15 protein-coding genes are annotated in these 14,987 nt (G+C 64.6%); 9 read left to right on the plus strand and 6 right to left on the minus strand.

The features are described from left to right. On the plus strand, positions 1–93 hold a 93-nt coding region (locus P0D70_RS29305), incomplete at its 5' end, for a 4Fe-4S dicluster domain-containing protein (RefSeq protein ID WP_133246935.1). Between the two features lie 64 nt (positions 94–157). On the opposite strand, the gene P0D70_RS29310 is transcribed toward P0D70_RS29305, so the two are convergent. The 4 genes from P0D70_RS29310 to P0D70_RS29325 all read right to left on the minus strand — a co-directional run bounded on the left by P0D70_RS29310 (position 158) and on the right by P0D70_RS29325 (position 5,750). Then, positions 158–1,636, minus strand: coding sequence for a tetratricopeptide repeat protein (locus P0D70_RS29310; RefSeq protein ID WP_408187019.1), 1,479 nt, complete (start codon positions 1,634–1,636; stop codon positions 158–160). 54 nt (positions 1,637–1,690) lie between these two features. Further along, a complete protein-coding gene (aroC, locus tag P0D70_RS29315) occupies positions 1,691–2,791 on the minus strand; it encodes a chorismate synthase (protein WP_091792675.1) in 1,101 nt (366 codons plus the stop codon). A 279-nt stretch (positions 2,792–3,070) separates the two neighbouring features. Next, positions 3,071–5,008, minus strand: a complete 1,938-nt coding sequence (locus P0D70_RS29320; protein WP_408187020.1) for an MFS transporter — start codon at positions 5,006–5,008, stop codon at positions 3,071–3,073. 280 nt (positions 5,009–5,288) lie between these two features. Further along, positions 5,289–5,750, minus strand: coding sequence for a CBS domain-containing protein (locus tag P0D70_RS29325; protein WP_091792673.1), 462 nt, complete (start codon positions 5,748–5,750; stop codon positions 5,289–5,291). A 240-nt stretch (positions 5,751–5,990) separates the two neighbouring features. Between P0D70_RS29325 and P0D70_RS29330 the strand changes: the two genes are divergently transcribed. The 3 genes from P0D70_RS29330 (at position 5,991) to P0D70_RS29340 (ending at position 8,672) form a co-directional block, all read left to right on the plus strand. Continuing rightward, positions 5,991–7,343: an O-acetylhomoserine aminocarboxypropyltransferase gene (locus tag P0D70_RS29330; RefSeq protein ID WP_408187034.1), complete on the plus strand. Its 1,353-nt coding sequence runs from the start codon at positions 5,991–5,993 to the stop codon at positions 7,341–7,343. Further along, positions 7,340–8,173, plus strand: a complete 834-nt coding sequence (locus P0D70_RS29335; protein WP_408187021.1) for an alpha/beta fold hydrolase — start codon at positions 7,340–7,342, stop codon at positions 8,171–8,173. Before P0D70_RS29330 ends, P0D70_RS29335 begins: the two co-directional genes overlap by 4 nt. Before the next feature lie 178 nt (positions 8,174–8,351). After that, positions 8,352–8,672 (plus strand): Mpo1-like protein, encoded by a 321-nt coding sequence (locus P0D70_RS29340; RefSeq protein ID WP_408187022.1) that lies wholly within the window; start codon positions 8,352–8,354, stop codon positions 8,670–8,672. A 97-nt stretch (positions 8,673–8,769) separates the two neighbouring features. Here P0D70_RS29340 and P0D70_RS29345 read toward each other — a convergent pair whose 3' ends face one another. Further along, positions 8,770–10,083, minus strand: a complete 1,314-nt coding sequence (locus P0D70_RS29345) for a YihY family inner membrane protein (protein ID WP_177205075.1) — start codon at positions 10,081–10,083, stop codon at positions 8,770–8,772. A gap of 121 nt (positions 10,084–10,204) precedes the next feature. Here P0D70_RS29345 and wrbA point away from each other — a divergent pair, with 121 nt between their 5' ends. The 5 genes from wrbA (at position 10,205) to P0D70_RS29370 (ending at position 14,607) form a co-directional block, all read left to right on the plus strand. After that, positions 10,205–10,807 carry an NAD(P)H:quinone oxidoreductase gene (wrbA, locus tag P0D70_RS29350; RefSeq protein WP_091792670.1) on the plus strand — a complete coding sequence of 201 codons (603 nt, stop codon included), beginning with the start codon at positions 10,205–10,207 and terminating at the stop codon, positions 10,805–10,807. Further along, on the plus strand, positions 10,804–11,265 hold the full coding sequence (locus tag P0D70_RS29355; RefSeq protein ID WP_408187023.1) for a DUF2069 domain-containing protein: 462 nt from the start codon (positions 10,804–10,806) through the stop codon (positions 11,263–11,265). Before wrbA ends, P0D70_RS29355 begins: the two co-directional genes overlap by 4 nt. Positions 11,266–11,394: 129 nt before the next feature. After that, positions 11,395–12,813 carry an FAD-binding oxidoreductase gene (locus P0D70_RS29360; protein WP_408187024.1) on the plus strand — a complete coding sequence of 473 codons (1,419 nt, stop codon included), beginning with the start codon at positions 11,395–11,397 and terminating at the stop codon, positions 12,811–12,813. 50 nt (positions 12,814–12,863) lie between these two features. Further along, positions 12,864–13,670 carry a metallophosphoesterase gene (locus P0D70_RS29365; RefSeq protein WP_408187025.1) on the plus strand — a complete coding sequence of 269 codons (807 nt, stop codon included), beginning with the start codon at positions 12,864–12,866 and terminating at the stop codon, positions 13,668–13,670. Positions 13,671–13,884: 214 nt separating this feature from the next. Beyond that, positions 13,885–14,607 (plus strand): SOS response-associated peptidase, encoded by a 723-nt coding sequence (locus tag P0D70_RS29370; RefSeq protein WP_091792667.1) that lies wholly within the window; start codon positions 13,885–13,887, stop codon positions 14,605–14,607. Positions 14,608–14,823: 216 nt separating this feature from the next. On the opposite strand, the gene P0D70_RS29375 is transcribed toward P0D70_RS29370, so the two are convergent. Then, positions 14,824–14,982 (minus strand): hypothetical protein, encoded by a 159-nt coding sequence (locus P0D70_RS29375; protein WP_408187026.1) that lies wholly within the window; start codon positions 14,980–14,982, stop codon positions 14,824–14,826. Positions 14,983–14,987: the final 5 nt, after the last annotated feature.

Raw genomic sequence — 14,987 nt, forward strand, 5'->3', positions numbered from 1 at the left:
CACTGCAAGACCTGCGATATCAAGGACCCGACGCAGAACATCGTGTGGGTCACACCTGAAGGTGGCGGCGGTCCGAACTACCCGAACATGTAATTCATGCTTCACCTGCCTTCGCAACGCCGGATTCTTAATGACGGCGCTGTGAAGGCAGAACCAGTCAGCTCCGCCCCACCGCTTCAATCCGCTCCCGCACTTTCGCCACGACCGGCGCCCAGTCGCCAACGCGCGGTTGTCGAACCAGTTCAATCGAATCGTACCAGGCCGTCACCGGCGACTCATCGCCCCAGAACCACGCGGAAACGTGATCGATCATCAGGCAGGTCGGCAGACCGAGCGCCCCCGCCAGATGCGCGGGCCCGCTATCGATCGTGACGACCAGATCCAGATTCGCCAGCAACGCCGCGACATCGTCGAAGCCGGACTGAAAATGATGCGTCAGATCGACGACGTCGAGACCCTTGGCGCGCCACTGTGCAACCGTCTCTCCGCGCCCCGGCGACAAAGCAAAATAGCTCACGTCCGGCACGTTCAACAGAGGTTCGATTTGCTCGACGGGCACTGAACGCCGCATGTCGCGGATATGGTCCGGATTGCCGTTCCACACCAGCCCGACCTTGCGACTGCCGCGCCGCGCCGCCGTGTGCGCTTCGACTCGTTCGCGCCACGCCTGCTCACGCGCAGGGTCAGCGCTCAGATACGGTGCGCCCCATCCCGCTGCGTCGACAATGCCGAGCCGCAGCGGCAAGCTCATCAGTCCGCAGTGAAAATCGGGCTGCGTTTCCAGACTCGTTTCGAGCGGCAAATCCACTGGCAACATGCGTTCGAACAAATGCCGCAACGGACCGTCGTGACCGAAAATCACCCGGCCGCCCTCGCGTCGCGCCCGTTCGGCCAGCATTGGCAGAAAGCGCACTGCCCAGAGACAGTCGCCATTGCCCTGCTCGCCATAAACCACCAACGTCTTGCCGGCAAGCGATTCACCCTGCCAGGGCGCGCTGATCGCGGCGAGCGCCTGCTGGGCGTTGTTCAGTTCGCCGCCAGCAAACACGACGCGCGATTCGTAATGCGTCCAACCCTCCGCAAAACGCCCGCTGCGAATCTCGAGTTCCGACAGATCGAACAGCGCATGGGCGTTCTGCGGCGAGAGCATCAGGACTTGCCGGAGCAACGCCTCGGCCTCGGCGAAGCGTGCCTGCTCCTTGATACACAACGCCAGCTTATGCAGCGCGACTGGATTGCCGGGCACGACGCGCACGGCTTCGCGCAACAGCGCCTCGGCGGTGGCGAAGTCGTCGCGCTGCTGCACGGCCGCCGCGCGCCAGATCAGCGCGTTGGCGTCTTCGGCATGGTGCGAGAGGAGCAGCCCGGTGGCGGAGTCGACCAGCGCCCAATCGCGCAGCACGAAGGCGGTCTGCGCAATCGTGTGCAGCAGCGTGGGTTCGCAGGAAGAATCGAGTTGGTATGCGCGCACCAGCGCAGCAAGCGCCTCGCGCTGACTCGCCTTGTCGCCCCCGGCGTGTTGCAGCAGCGCCTGGCCGAACGTGAAGCAGTCGCCGGCCACGGCGTTGGGCGCGGCGGCACGCGCGCGTAGATCCGCGAGACGGCTTGCTGCCGGCTCGGCGCTGAAATCAGTCATGAGAGACGACACTGCCCGCGTAGAACCAAAAAAGATACGTTCGACGCAGACGCGTTACGGCGCGCTGGCCGCGATCTTCGGCGTGCTGACGGACACGTCGCCGCATTGCGCGCGATGGCGCAGCGCATGATCGATCAGCACCAGCGCGAGCATCGATTCGGCGATCGGCGTGGCGCGAATGCCGACGCACGGGTCATGCCGCCCGAACGTTTCGACGACAACCGGCTGCCCCGCCTTGTCGATCGAGCGGCGCGGCGTGCGAATGCTCGAAGTCGGCTTGATCGCAATCGACACCGTGATGTCCTGCCCGGTCGAAATGCCGCCGAGCACGCCGCCCGCGTGATTGCCGACGAAGCCCTCCGGCGTCAATTCGTCGCCATGTACCGAGCCGCGCTGCGCGACGCTCGCAAAGCCCGCGCCGATCTCGACGCCCTTCACCGCGTTGATGCCCATCATGGCGTGCGCAATGTCGGCGTCGAGACGGTCGAACAGCGGCTCGCCGAGACCGACCGGCACGCCGGACGCCACGACGTTGATGCGCGCGCCGATCGAGTCGCCATCTTTGCGCAGCGCGTCCATATACGCCTCAAGTTGCGGCACGATCTCCGCATTGGGCACGAAGAACGGGTTCTCGCGCACCTGCGCCCAGTCGACGAACGGCACGTCGATTTCACCGAGCGCGGCCATATAGCCGCGAATCTCGGTGCCGAACTTCTCGCGCAGCCACTTCTTGGCGACCGCGCCCGCGGCCACCGTGGGCGCCGTGAGGCGAGCCGACGAACGGCCACCGCCGCGATAGTCGCGGATGCCGTATTTCTGCCAGTAGGTGTAGTCGGCGTGGCCCGGCCGGAAGGTGTCGGCAATGTTGCCGTAGTCTTTGCTGCGCTGGTCCGTGTTGCGGATCAGGAGCGCGATCGGCGCGCCGGTGGTCTGGCCTTCGAACACGCCCGACAGGATCTCGACCTTGTCTTCTTCCTGACGCTGCGTGACGTGCCGCGACGTGCCGGGCTTGCGACGGTCGAGTTCCAGTTGAATGTCGGCTTCGTTGAGCGCCATGCCCGGCGGGCAGCCGTCGATCACGCAGCCGATAGCGGGACCGTGCGATTCGCCGAAGGTCGTGACAGTGAAAAGCGTACCGAGCGTGTTGCCGGACATGGGCGTCGTCCAAAGAAATGCGGGGAAAGCGCTATTATGCCAGCCCCGTGGCAAGCGGACCGCGTCGTGCAACCGTTCTGGCCGATCGGCCAGGGTACGCCTCGCCCGCTGCGTCGCTCGCCTTGTCGGCACACACCTTGGGCGCGACTGGGGATTCATCCGCGATACCGCGCGCCGATTAGCCGTTCACCCAACCCGGCGGCGCGCAAAACGCCGCCATGCGGAAATGTCTGCTTCGGGAGCGCCCACCGCCTGGCCGGCAAGCAGTGCCTGTTCCTACTACTTCCGCGCCCCGCGCAATTCGGTGACGATCTGCTGCAGGTTCTCCGGCGTCGCCTGCGCCGGATCGAGCGGCTCACCCACTGCCAGCGTCAGACGGCTCATGACGCCCTTCTGGATCGGCCGCGGCCAGCGCGCGTCGTCCGCGCGCGAAAACACGCTGCCCCACAATCCGCGCAGCGCCATGGGGATGACCGGCGCCGGCGTGCGCCGGATGATCTCGGTCACGCCATGCCGGAACGGATTCATCTCGCCGGTTTTGGTGAGCTTGCCTTCCGGAAAGATGCAAACCAGATCGCCCTCGGCCAGCGCCTGCGCGCAGCGCTCGTAGGCTCGCGTCAATAACTGCGCGTCCTGATGCGCCGGCGCGATCGGAATCGCTTTCGCGTGACGGAACACCCAGCCGGCGAACGGCGTCCTGAAGATCTGATGGTCCATCACGAAACGGATCGGGCGCGGACTCTCGGCCATGATGACGATCGCGTCAACGAAGCTCACGTGGTTGCACACGAGTACGGCCGCGCCCTCCTCCGGAATCCGCTCGGCATGCACGAGGCGAATCCGGTAGAACGTGTGCACCAGCACCCACGCGATAAAGCGCAGCAGGAACTCGGGCACGAGCGAATAGATGTAGGTCGCCACCACGATGTTCAGCAGCGCGGTAACGAGAAAAATCGCCGGAATGCCGAAGCCTGCCGCGGTCAACGCCATGGCCATCAGCGACGAAACGATCATGAACAGCGAATTCAGAATGTTGTTCGCGGCAATGATTCGCGCCCGGTGGCTCGGCTGGCTGCGGCTCTGGATCAGCGCATACAGCGGTACGCTGTAGAGGCCGCCGAACATGGCGAGCAGGAAGAGATCAGCCAGCACGCGCCAGTGGGCGGGCCGCACGATGAATTCACCGATGCTCAACAGATGGCCCGCGGGCGGCAGCGCATGGCTCGCGAAAAACAGATCGATCGCGAACACGCTCATGCCGATCGAGCCGAGCGGCACGAGGCCGATTTCGATACGCCGCTTCGAGAGTTTTTCGCACATCAGCGAGCCGAGGCCAATGCCGATCGAAAACGTGCCGAGCAGCACGGTCACCACATCCGGATCGGCGGACAGCACGTTTTTCGCAAAACTGAAAAACGACGACAGGAAGATCGCGCCCACGAACCACAGCCAGGAGATCCCCAGCAGGCTCAAAAACACGGTACGGTTTTCGCGCGCCAGCTTCAGGTTGCGCCACGTCTCGCTGACCGGATTCCAGTTGATGCGCAGATCGGCTTGCGGCGCCGGCGTGAGCGGCACGAAGCTCGACACCACGCGCCCCACCAGCGCGATCGTGACGCAGGCGCCGGCCAGCACCACCGCGCCGTGCTCGACGAGACCCGCGCCCACCCCGCCGACAATCGTACCGATCAGGATCGCCACGAAGGTGCCCATTTCGACCATGCCGTTGCCGCCGACCAGCTCCGAACTCGACAGATGCTGCGGCAGGTATGAGTATTTGACCGGGCCGAACACGGTCGAATGGACGCCCATCAGAAATGTGCACAGGTACAGAAGCGGCGCGCTATGCAGCCAGAAACCCGCGCCGCCGATCAGCATCACCACGATTTCGAAACTCTTGACGAAACGCGTGAGCATTGCCTTGTCGTACTTGTCGGCAATCTGCCCGGAGGTGGCCGATAGCAGCACGAACGGCAGGATGAAGATGGCCGAAATCAGGAATGCCGCCGTTTTCGGATCGACGCCCGAAAAGCGCGCCGCCTGGTAGGTGACGAGCGACGTGAAGCCGATCTTGAAGACGTTGTCGTTCATCGCGCCGAGGAACTGGGTCCAGAAAAACGGCGCGAAACGGCGCTCGCCGAGCAGCCGGAACTGGGAGTCGTGACCCTCGGGTCGACGGGCGGCGCGGCGGGCAGCAGGTAACGGACGATCGCTCATGAAGTTCGGCAAGCAGGCTGGAGAGCAACAAAGATGAAAGCACCATGCGCACAACCCGGCGCGGGCGGGTCGCCGGGCAACACGTAGCGCCGGCCTGGCGGCCGAATAGGCGCACTCGCGCCCGCCTCGGCGGCGAGCCAGCTGGAGAGCCGGATAGGCAAGGCTGAACATGCAGACAAGCCCTGCGCCGGACACAAAAAAAGCGCGCGCTTTCGCGCGCGCCTTGACCGCCACTTCGCGCTCACGGCAACGACAGAACGTCGCAGTGAGTCGCCGCGCATTAACGCGCCGGCTGCTGTTCCGGCTGTTCTTCCGGCCAGTCGCGGATATAGGCCTTGAGCATGCGGTTTTCGAAGCCCTGCTCTTCCACCACCGCCTTGGCGACGTCGTAGAACGAGATCACGCCCATCAGCGTGCGGCTCTCCAGCACCGGCAGATAACGCACGTGATGCTCGAGCATCATGCGGCGAACTTCGTTGACGTCCGTTTCAGGCGTGCAGGTGAGCGGATGGTCGTCCATGACCTTGCGGATCGTGGAGGTGCCGACGCTGCCGCCGTTCTTGCTCAGCGTCGAAATAATTTCGCGGAAAGTCAGCATGCCGACGAGATCGCCATATTCCATCACAACCAGCGAGCCGATGTCGTGCTCCGCCATGGTATTGACTGCGTCGTGCAGCGTGGTATCCGGCGTAACCGTGAAAAGGGTGTTGCCTTTGACTTTGAGGATGTCGCTGACTCGCATGATCTGTCTCCCGTAATGCCCGCTAAGCTCGTAATACATCAATGATTTTCGATCCTAGCGGAAAGACCCATAAAAGGAAAGCGGCCCGCCCACCAAGGCGCACCGGCCATTCACCGGTTCGAGCCCGGCTCGCCGCGGCTGTGCGCATCGGGAAAACCGCGCTTGAAGCGCGGCGCGCCGGTGATAGGATGGCCGCCACTTTCACCTTTCGCGAGGCCGTTCGTGGCCTCGCCGCCTACGATGTCCGCCAACCGTTTCGACACGCTTGCGCTGCACGCCGGCGCCGCTCCTGACCCGACCACTGGCGCGCGCGCCACGCCGATCTACCAGACTACCTCGTTTTCGTTCCGCGATTCGGACCACGCCGCGGCGCTCTTCAATATGGAGCGCGCGGGTCACGTCTATTCGCGCATCTCGAATCCGACCGTTGCCGTGTTCGAGGAACGCGTGGCCGCGCTGGAAAACGGCGCGGGCGCGATCGGCACGGCGAGCGGCCAGGCGGCCTTGCATCTGGCCATCGCCACGCTGATGGGCGCAGGCTCGCATATCGTTGCCTCCAGCGCGCTGTACGGCGGCTCGCACAATCTGCTGCACTACACGTTGCGGCGCTTCGGCATCGAGACGACCTTCGTCAAACCGGGCGATCTCGACGCGTGGCGAGCCGCGCTGCGCCCGAATACGCGACTGCTGTTCGGCGAAACGCTCGGCAATCCGGGGCTCGACGTGCTCGATATCGCGGCCGTGGCGCAGATCGCGCATGAGCATCGCGTGCCGCTGCTGGTCGACTCGACCTTTACCACGCCGTACCTGCTCAAGCCCTTCGAGCACGGCGCGGACTTCGTTTATCACTCGGCCACCAAATTCCTCGGTGGCCATGGCACGACGATCGGCGGCGTGCTGGTGGACGGCGGCACGTTCGACTTCGAAGCCTCCGGGCGTTTCCCCGAATTCACCGAGCCTTACGACGGCTTTCACGGCATGGTGTTCACCGAGGAAAGCACCGTCGCTCCGTTCCTCTTGCGTGCGCGCCGCGAGGGTCTGCGCGACTTCGGCGCATGCCTGCATCCGCAGGCTGCGTGGCAACTGCTGCAAGGCATCGAAACACTGCCTTTGCGGATGGAGCGGCACGTTGCCAACACGCGCCGGGTGGTCGAATTCCTCGCCGGTCACGCCGCGGTCGAAACCGTCGCCTATCCGGAATTGCCGACGCACCCCGACCACGCGCTCGCGAGGCGCTTGCTGCCACGCGGTGCCGGCGCCGTGTTCAGCTTCAATCTGCGCGGCGACCGCGCCGCCGGACGCAGCTTCATCGAAGCGCTCTCGCTGTTCTCGCATCTCGCGAACGTGGGCGACGCGCGCTCACTGGTCATCCATCCCGCATCGACCACGCACTTTCGCATGGACGCCGCCGCGCTCGCCGCAGCCGGCATCGCCGAAGGCACGATCCGCCTCTCGATCGGACTCGAAGATCCCGACGATCTGATCGACGACCTCAAGCGCGCGCTAAAGGCGTCGCAAAAAGCGAGCAGTTCGAGCGCGCCGCAAGGCGGCGCATCCGGCACTGCCGCCCAACCCCGCCCGGAGTCCGCATGATCCTCACCGTTCAAGGCAAGCCCGTCTATGCGTACACCGGCGGCAAAGCGTTCGACGCGCACCTGTCAACCGCCGTATTCATCCACGGCGCCGAGCATGATCACAGCGTATGGGCGCTGCAAACCCGCTACTTCGCGCATCACGGTTTCGGCGTGCTGGCCGTGGATTTGCCCGGCCACTGCCGCAGCAGCGGCCCGGCCCTGACCACCGTGCCAGCCATGGCTGACTGGCTGGCCGCGCTGCTCGACGCCGCGGGTGTGCAACGCGCCTTCGTAGCCGGCCACAGCATGGGCTCGCTGATCGCGCTCGACTTCGCCGGCCGCTATCCCGAGCGGGCAACGCACCTCGCCCTGCTCGCCACGGCGGTGCCGATGACCGTCTCCGATGCACTGCTCGACGCCGCTCTGAACCGTGAACCCGAAGCGATCGGCATGGTGAACGCGTGGTCGCATTCGACCATTGCGGCCAAGCCTTCCTGCCCGGGCCCCGGCTTCTGGTTGCACGGCATGAACCAGCGGCTCATGGAGCGCGTCTCGGCGCGCGGTGAACCGCACCTGTTCCATACCGACTTCACCGCCTGCAATAGTTACGCGGACGGCCTCGCCCGTGCCGTGCAGGTGCGCTGCGCCACGCGCCTGATCGTGGGGCGGCGTGACGCGATGACACCACCGCGCGCAGCCAGGGCGCTCGCGGGCGCACTGGAGCAAACAGGCGTACCGGTCGACACGGTCATGCTCGAAGCCGGCCACGCGTTGATGACCGAGCAACCCGACGCCACGCTAGACGCCCTCTTCAGCTTCGCGACCAGAACTCCTCACACGGTTCGATGAACGTTGCGAGCCATCACGATAACTGCGCTGGGAGCGCTGCGCCATTGGCCGAATGGCCAGGTTGCGCGCATGGCCCGATAGCCGCACAATGGATCAAGCCTGTCCTGTTTCGAGCGCGTGTGTCCGGCATGCCGGCGCACGCCGGAGCATCGAGAAGCGTAGCAATCCGGAGGCCGTGATGGCTCAAACCGCGCACACCGATCACTTCGCGAGTTTCGCGGAGTTCTATCCGTACTATCTGAGCGAGCATCGCAATACGGTCTCGCGGCGGCTGCACTTCGTGGGATCGCTCGGCGTGATCGGCTGTCTTGCCATGACGCTCGCCACCGGCGACTGGCTATGGCTGCCCGCTGCCGTGATCTGCGGATACGGCTTCGCCTGGGTCGGGCATTTCTTCTTCGAGAGGAATCGGCCGGCTACCTTCCGGCATCCGCTTTACAGCCTGATGGGTGATTGGGTGATGTTCAAGGACATTTGCGTCGGCAAGATTTCGTTGTAGCGAGGCGCTAGCTTTTCCGCTGCTTCGAAGTTTCCACTGCGGCCGCCTTTCGCTACATCAAGCGCTCGCACGCTGCCTCAACCCGCCTCGTCCGGCATCACGCCGCATGCTGCGGCATGGAAGGCGCGCCAGATTCGTCCTCCGCAGCGCGCGCGGCACGGTCGGCTGCTCGCGCGGCAAGTAAGGCGGCGAGCGTCACTTTCAGCTTGTCGTTTTCGAGCGCCGCCAGCAGCATTTCTCCGTCCACACGCGTGGACGCCAGTTCGAGCTGATATCCGAGTTCCGCGCGGTCGATTACGAACAGTCCGAACAGGCGCTCGACAGTGATTTGCGCCGGATTCGCCAGCAGCAGGAAATGCGGACGCGAGTCGTCCTCCTGCAAGCGCGCGATCCACTCGATCTCTTCGAGCTTTTCCAGCAGGTTGAGCGTGGTGTCCATATCGCGGCGAAGCATGCGTGAAAGTTCGGGCACCGTATAGCCGCGCTTGCCGGCGTCGCGTGCTTCCGAGAGGCGCGCGAGCAGTTCGAGCGAGTCGAACAGATTGCTGCCTTCGAAGGTGGGCCGGTGAAACTGCCCAATGCGAATGGCCGGCAACGCGGACGCGATCATCGCGCCCGCCAGCGTGATGAACCAGCACAGGTACATCCACAGCAGAAACAGCGGCACGGCCGCAAATGCGCCATACACCGCGGTGTAGGTTGGAATGCGCCGCACGTAATAACCGAAGCCGCGTTTCGCAAGCTCGAAAGCGATCGCGGCAGTCACACCGCCGATCACCGCGTCGCGCCATTCCACGCGGCAATTCGGCAGGTACACGTAGAGAATCGTGAATGCGACCGCGGTCAGCGGCAGCGCGGCGCCCGCGAGCGCCCACTCGATGACCGGCGTCATGCGCTGGGCCGCCGTGAAGGTCATGGATTGCGTGAACAGGTACGATGAAATCGACAGGCTCACGCCGATCAGGATCGGGCCGAGCGTGATGATCGCCCAGTACACCAGAATGCGCTGCGCGATTGGCCGCGCCTTGCGCACGCGCCAGATCACGTTGAACGCGGACTCGACCGTCATCATCGTCATCACGGCGGTGACGAACAGAAAAATCATACCGATGGTGGTGAGACCCTTCGCCTTCGAAGCAAACTGATTCAGATAATTGAAGATCTGACTGTTGAGCTGCGCGGGCATCAGATGATCGGCAAGAAAAATCTGCAGCGACATCTGGAAGGAAGCAAAGATCGGAAACGCAGTGAACAACGCGAACGCGACGGTCGCGAGCGGCACGAGCGAAAGCATGGTGGTGAACGTGAGACTGCCGGCCACCTGCGGAATGCGGTCTTCGCTGCTGCGCTGCGCGGCAAACTGCGCGAGGCGTTTGAGCGTGTCGAGATCGAAACGCACCCTGGACAACAAACCCACCTCCCTCGTTTCCTTTGCTGGTGTTTCAGGACCGCGCGCGAGACCTGGCCGAACGGCTATGTGTGGCCTGTGGAGCGGACCCAACCCCTATAATACCTGTTCACCGATGAGGCCTATGAAAGACATTCTCGTGCTCTATTACAGCCGTCACGGCGCCACGCGCGAACTCGCGCTGGCGATCGCGCACGGCGTCGACAGCGTTCCCGGCATGCAGGCGCGCGTGCGTACCGTGCCGGCGGTGTCCACCGTCTGCGAAGCGACCCAGCCCGACATTCCCGCCGAAGGGCCTCCCTTCGTCGAACTGCGTGACCTCGAAGAATGCGCCGGCCTCGCGCTCGGTTCGCCTACCCGCTTCGGCAACATGGCCGCGTCGCTCAAATACTTTCTCGACGGCACCACGCCGCAGTGGCTTTCCGGCGCCCTCTCCGGCAAGCCCGCCTGCGTGTTCACTTCCACCGGCAGTCTGCACGGCGGTCAGGAATCCACGCTGCTCTCCATGATGCTGCCGCTTCTGCATCACGGCATGCTGATCGTCGGCATTCCGTACACCGAGAGCGCGCTGAGCACCACGCAAACCGGCGGCACGCCTTACGGCGCGTCGCATTTCGCGCGTGCGGGCAGCGCCGAACACGGCATCTCCGCGGACGAAAAGACGCTCGCCATCGCGCTCGGCGCTCGCGTCGCGCGCACGGCGGCATCCATGAGCGAAAGGCCGTGAACGAGCCGAACGCCCAACCGGCTGCCGACCCGGCAACGCGCGCGCCGAGCGCCACACACGCAGCGTCCGTGCAGCGAAATCGCGCCGCCGCGCTCGGCGCCACCACTGCGCTGGCTGTGCTGATCGCACTGTGCGTCGCGTGGGAATGGTGGCTCGCGCCGCTGCGTCCCGGCGGCTCGGCGCTCGTGCTCAAGGCCGTGCCGTTGCTGGTCGCTCTGCCGGGCGTCTGGCGGCAGCGGCTTTACACGCTGCAATGGGCTTCGATGTTGATCCTGCTGTATTTTGCCGAAGGCGTGGTGCGCGGCTGGAGCGACCGCGGGCTGAGCGCCGGTCTCGGCTGGCTGGAAGCCGTGCTCTCCATGGTCTTTTTCGTTTGCGCGCTGGCCTATGTCGCGCCGTTCAAACGCGCGGCAAAACGGGCTGCAAAACGGGCCGCAAAAGAGGCCGCAACAGGCTAAAAAACAGGCGGCGAAACAAGCTCGACGCCTGGCTGCGAAACAAGCCAACACGACCATCTGACCAGAACGCCGCGACATTTCTCCCGAACACGCTGACCGACCAAGCCCGAACACGCTGACTGACCCAACATGACCCAAACCGCTTTTCTCGGCGCCTGCCGCGACACCATCGGCGCCGCGCAGGTGCTGACCGATCCGCACGACACCGCCCCGTACCTGACCGACTGGCGGCGCCGCTACACCGGCGCGGCATGCGCGGTGCTCTGCCCGGCCACGCCTGACGAAGTCGCGGCACTCGTGAAGCTCGCCGTCGAGCATCGCATCGCGCTAGTCCCGCAAGGGGGCAACACGGGCCTCGCCGGCGGCGCCACGCCGAACGCAAGCGGCGCGCAAGCGGTTATCAGCTTGCGGCGTCTGAACCGGGTGCGCGACATCGATCCGCACAACAACACGATCACGGTCGAAGCCGGCGTCATCCTCGCGGAAGTGCAAAAACATGCCGAAGAAGCCGGCCGTCTGTTTCCGTTGAGCCTCGCCGCCGAAGGCAGTTGCACGATCGGCGGCAATCTCGCCACCAATGCGGGCGGCACCGGCGTGCTCCGCTATGGCAACACGCGCGAACTGTGCCTCGGCCTCGAAGTCGTCACCCCGCAGGGCGAACTGTGGGACGGCCTGCGCGGACTGCGCAAGGACAACACCGGCTACGATCTGCGCGACCTGTTCATCGGCGCGGAAGGCACACTCGGCATCATCACCGCTGCCGTGCTGAAGTTGCATCCACAACCAGCCGCGCGCGTCACGGCGCTCGCCGCGCTCGCGTCGCCGCACGCCGCGCTCGATTTTCTCTCACTCACGCAGCGCGTCGCCGGACCGCTCCTGACCGGTTTCGAATTGATGTCGGATTTCTGCCTGCGTCTGGTCGGCCGGCATTTCTTGCAGATGCGCTATCCGTTCGCCGAGCCGCACGCGCAGGTCGTGCTGCTCGAACTGTCGGACAGCGAGAGCGAGGAGCACGCACGCGAACTGTTCGAGCGTTTAATGGAAACGGCGCTGGAAGAAGGCCTGGTGCAGGACGCGGTGGTCGCGGAAAACCTCAGCCAGTCGCGGGCGTTCTGGAACCTGCGCGAACACATTCCGCTCGCCCAGGCCGAAGAAGGGCTGAACATCAAGCACGATATCGCGGTGCCGATCTCGCGCATCGGCCACTTCATCGAAGAAACCGACGCCGCGATCGCGCAGGCCGTGCCCGGCGCGCGCATGGTGACATTCGGCCATCTCGGCGACGGCAATCTGCACTACAACGTGCAGGCGCCCGAGGGCGTCGACGCCAAGGCGTTCCTCAAACAGTACCAAGGCCCGATCAACCAGATCGTCTACGACAGCGTGCATCGGCATCGCGGCAGCATCAGCGCGGAACACGGGCTCGGCCAGTTGAAGATCGACGAGGCGATGCATTACAAGCAGGACGTCGAGGTGCAGTTGATGCGTGCCGTCAAGCGCGCGCTCGATCCGCTGAATCTGATGAATCCGGGCAAGGTGCTACGCTAGCGTCTGAAGCTGCGCGTTCCCTTGCGAAGCCCCTTGCAGGAGTCGTGGTCGTGAAGATTCGAGTGCTGTCCGATCTGCATCTGGAAAATGACGAGCCCGAGCTGATCCCGCATGCGCAGGCGGATCTGATCGTGCTGGCGGGCGACATCCACAACCACGCGGCCGGACCGCGCTGGGCCGCGCAGACTTTCGACGGCGCCGTGCCAGTGGTCTACGTGCCCGGCAATCACGAGTACTACGACGGCGAGTTCGGCGCGCTCGAAGCCGCGCTCCACGACGCGGCCGCGCAGGTCGACAATGTGCACGTGCTGAACAATGCGGCGCTGGTCGACCCGCAAGGCCGGTGGCGCGTGCTCGGCACGACCTTGTGGACCGACTTCGCCTTATACGGAAACGACGCCGATACGCTCGCGGAGTCGATCGCTGCGTCGCGGCGGGTCATGCTCGATTTTCGCGGGCTGATCCAGATGAACTGGCCGCACGACACCCACGATGCAACGCGCGACTTCACACCCGACGATTCGCTCGCGCTGCACCGGCAGGCGCGGGCCTGGCTCGAAGGCGAACTCGCCAAACCGTTCGGCGGCAAGACGATCGTCGTCACGCATCATGCGCCGCATCGGCTGAGTCTGGCCGAACGTTACGCGGAAGACCGCGTGTCGGCGGGCTTCGTCAATCACTTGCCGGATCTCGTGGGGCCGCCGGTCGCGTTATGGATTCATGGGCACACGCATACGCCGTTCGACTACCGCGTGAACGGCACGCGCGTGGTGTGCAATCCGCGCGGGTATCTCGACCGGCGCACCGGGCTGCTGGAGAATCCGCTGTTTGCGTGGGATAAAGTCGTTGAGATTTAGCGGCCGCTGAAGGTGCCGCGGGTTGGCTTGAGTAGGTCGGGTAGCTCGGCTAGTTCAGGTAGCCCGGACCAGCCTAACCCCGCTCCTGTCGCCCCAGCAGGCAGACCACCTTCGGGCCGATCTGAATAGCGAGCCCGCCCGGCAGGCGCTACGCTAGTGAAGTTATCGAACCGCAGCGGTCGCAACCCAGGCTGGTCGTCTCCGGAGGTCGCTCATGTGTGGTCGAATCAGCCAGTACCGCGATCCGCATTTCTACGCCGAGCACCTTGGTCTCGCCGATCCACTCATGCTTTTCGACGCCGCCGACCGGCGTCCCGGCTACAACCTCGCTCCAGGCACACACCCGCTCACGGTGTACCCGGATCAGACGGTGCGCGCAATCCACTGGGGATATCGTCCCGACTGGGCACGCGAACAGCATTTGCCGCAGACCATCAACGCGCGCGCGGACGCCGCGCCGAACGGGCGCTACTTCAAGGAACTGTGGAAGACCGGGCGCGTATTGGTGCCTGCGGACGGCTGGTTCGAATGGCGCGTGGAAACCACGCCTGTGACAGCCATCGCGCAGAGCAAGGACAGAGCGGACGAACCGCCGATCCGTCAGCCCTACTTCGTGCATCTGAAAAGCGATGCTCCCATGTATCTCGCGGCGCTATCGAGCGTGCGCGGCACGGAACCACAAACGGAAGGCATGGGAATGGTGATAGTGACGGCCATCGCCGATACGGGTCTCGTCGATGTGCACGATCGCCGTCCGCTGGCATTCGCTTCGGAAGCGGCCCGCCGCTGGCTGGATCCCGCTTTGCCGCTCGACGAACTCGAGCAATTGACACGCAGCGCGGGCCTGGCCGCCGGGCGCTTCCGCTGGCACCGGGTGAGCCACGAGGTGGACCGCACGCTCAATGACGAACCGGGTCTGATCGCGGCAATAAACTGAAAACCGGTGCCTGACGTAAGCCCAAACATAAGCCCGAACCGCAAAGCAGCATGAGCCAACGGCGCGATCGCCGCACTTAACCCGATATAAGCCAGGAAAGGAGCAAGAAGCAAGCAAGAAGCGAGCAACAAGCGCGGACAACCCACGCACCCCGAACCAAACTGCGCGCCGCCGCCCGAATAAACGGCGCCTGCTAGACAGGCGCCTCGGCGAAACTCAACGGCCGCGCCGCTGTGCCTTCAGATCCGGGCGCTCGACCTTGATCGGCACCAGTTGCGGCTGCTGCTCGCGCAACCGGCGCAGCAGATCGCGCGAAGCGGCAATCCCGATCAAGCCAATCATGACGGCCACGCCAATCATCAGATGCGTATCCATGAATC

This window comes from Paraburkholderia sp. RL17-381-BIF-C (assembly GCF_046026435.1).
Taxonomy (GTDB): domain Bacteria; phylum Pseudomonadota; class Gammaproteobacteria; order Burkholderiales; family Burkholderiaceae; genus Paraburkholderia.

Excerpts from the sequence above, each read along its gene's own strand:
- wrbA (WP_091792670.1), top strand. The coding sequence starts at position 10,205 with ATGAAAGACATTCTCGTGCTCTATTACAGCCGTCACGGCGCCACGCGC.
- P0D70_RS29360 (WP_408187024.1), top strand. The coding sequence starts at position 11,395 with ATGACCCAAACCGCTTTTCTCGGCGCCTGCCGCGACACCATCGGCGCC.
- P0D70_RS29370 (WP_091792667.1), top strand. The coding sequence starts at position 13,885 with ATGTGTGGTCGAATCAGCCAGTACCGCGATCCGCATTTCTACGCCGAG.
- P0D70_RS29335 (WP_408187021.1), top strand. The coding sequence starts at position 7,340 with ATGATCCTCACCGTTCAAGGCAAGCCCGTCTATGCGTACACCGGCGGC.
- P0D70_RS29310 (WP_408187019.1), bottom strand. The coding sequence starts at position 1,636 with ATGACTGATTTCAGCGCCGAGCCGGCAGCAAGCCGTCTCGCGGATCTA.
- P0D70_RS29320 (WP_408187020.1), bottom strand. The coding sequence starts at position 5,008 with ATGAGCGATCGTCCGTTACCTGCTGCCCGCCGCGCCGCCCGTCGACCC.
- aroC (WP_091792675.1), bottom strand. The coding sequence starts at position 2,791 with ATGTCCGGCAACACGCTCGGTACGCTTTTCACTGTCACGACCTTCGGC.
- P0D70_RS29325 (WP_091792673.1), bottom strand. The coding sequence starts at position 5,750 with ATGCGAGTCAGCGACATCCTCAAAGTCAAAGGCAACACCCTTTTCACG.
- P0D70_RS29340 (WP_408187022.1), top strand. The coding sequence starts at position 8,352 with ATGGCTCAAACCGCGCACACCGATCACTTCGCGAGTTTCGCGGAGTTC.
- P0D70_RS29375 (WP_408187026.1), bottom strand. The coding sequence starts at position 14,982 with ATGGATACGCATCTGATGATTGGCGTGGCCGTCATGATTGGCTTGATC.
- P0D70_RS29330 (WP_408187034.1), top strand. The coding sequence starts at position 5,991 with ATGTCCGCCAACCGTTTCGACACGCTTGCGCTGCACGCCGGCGCCGCT.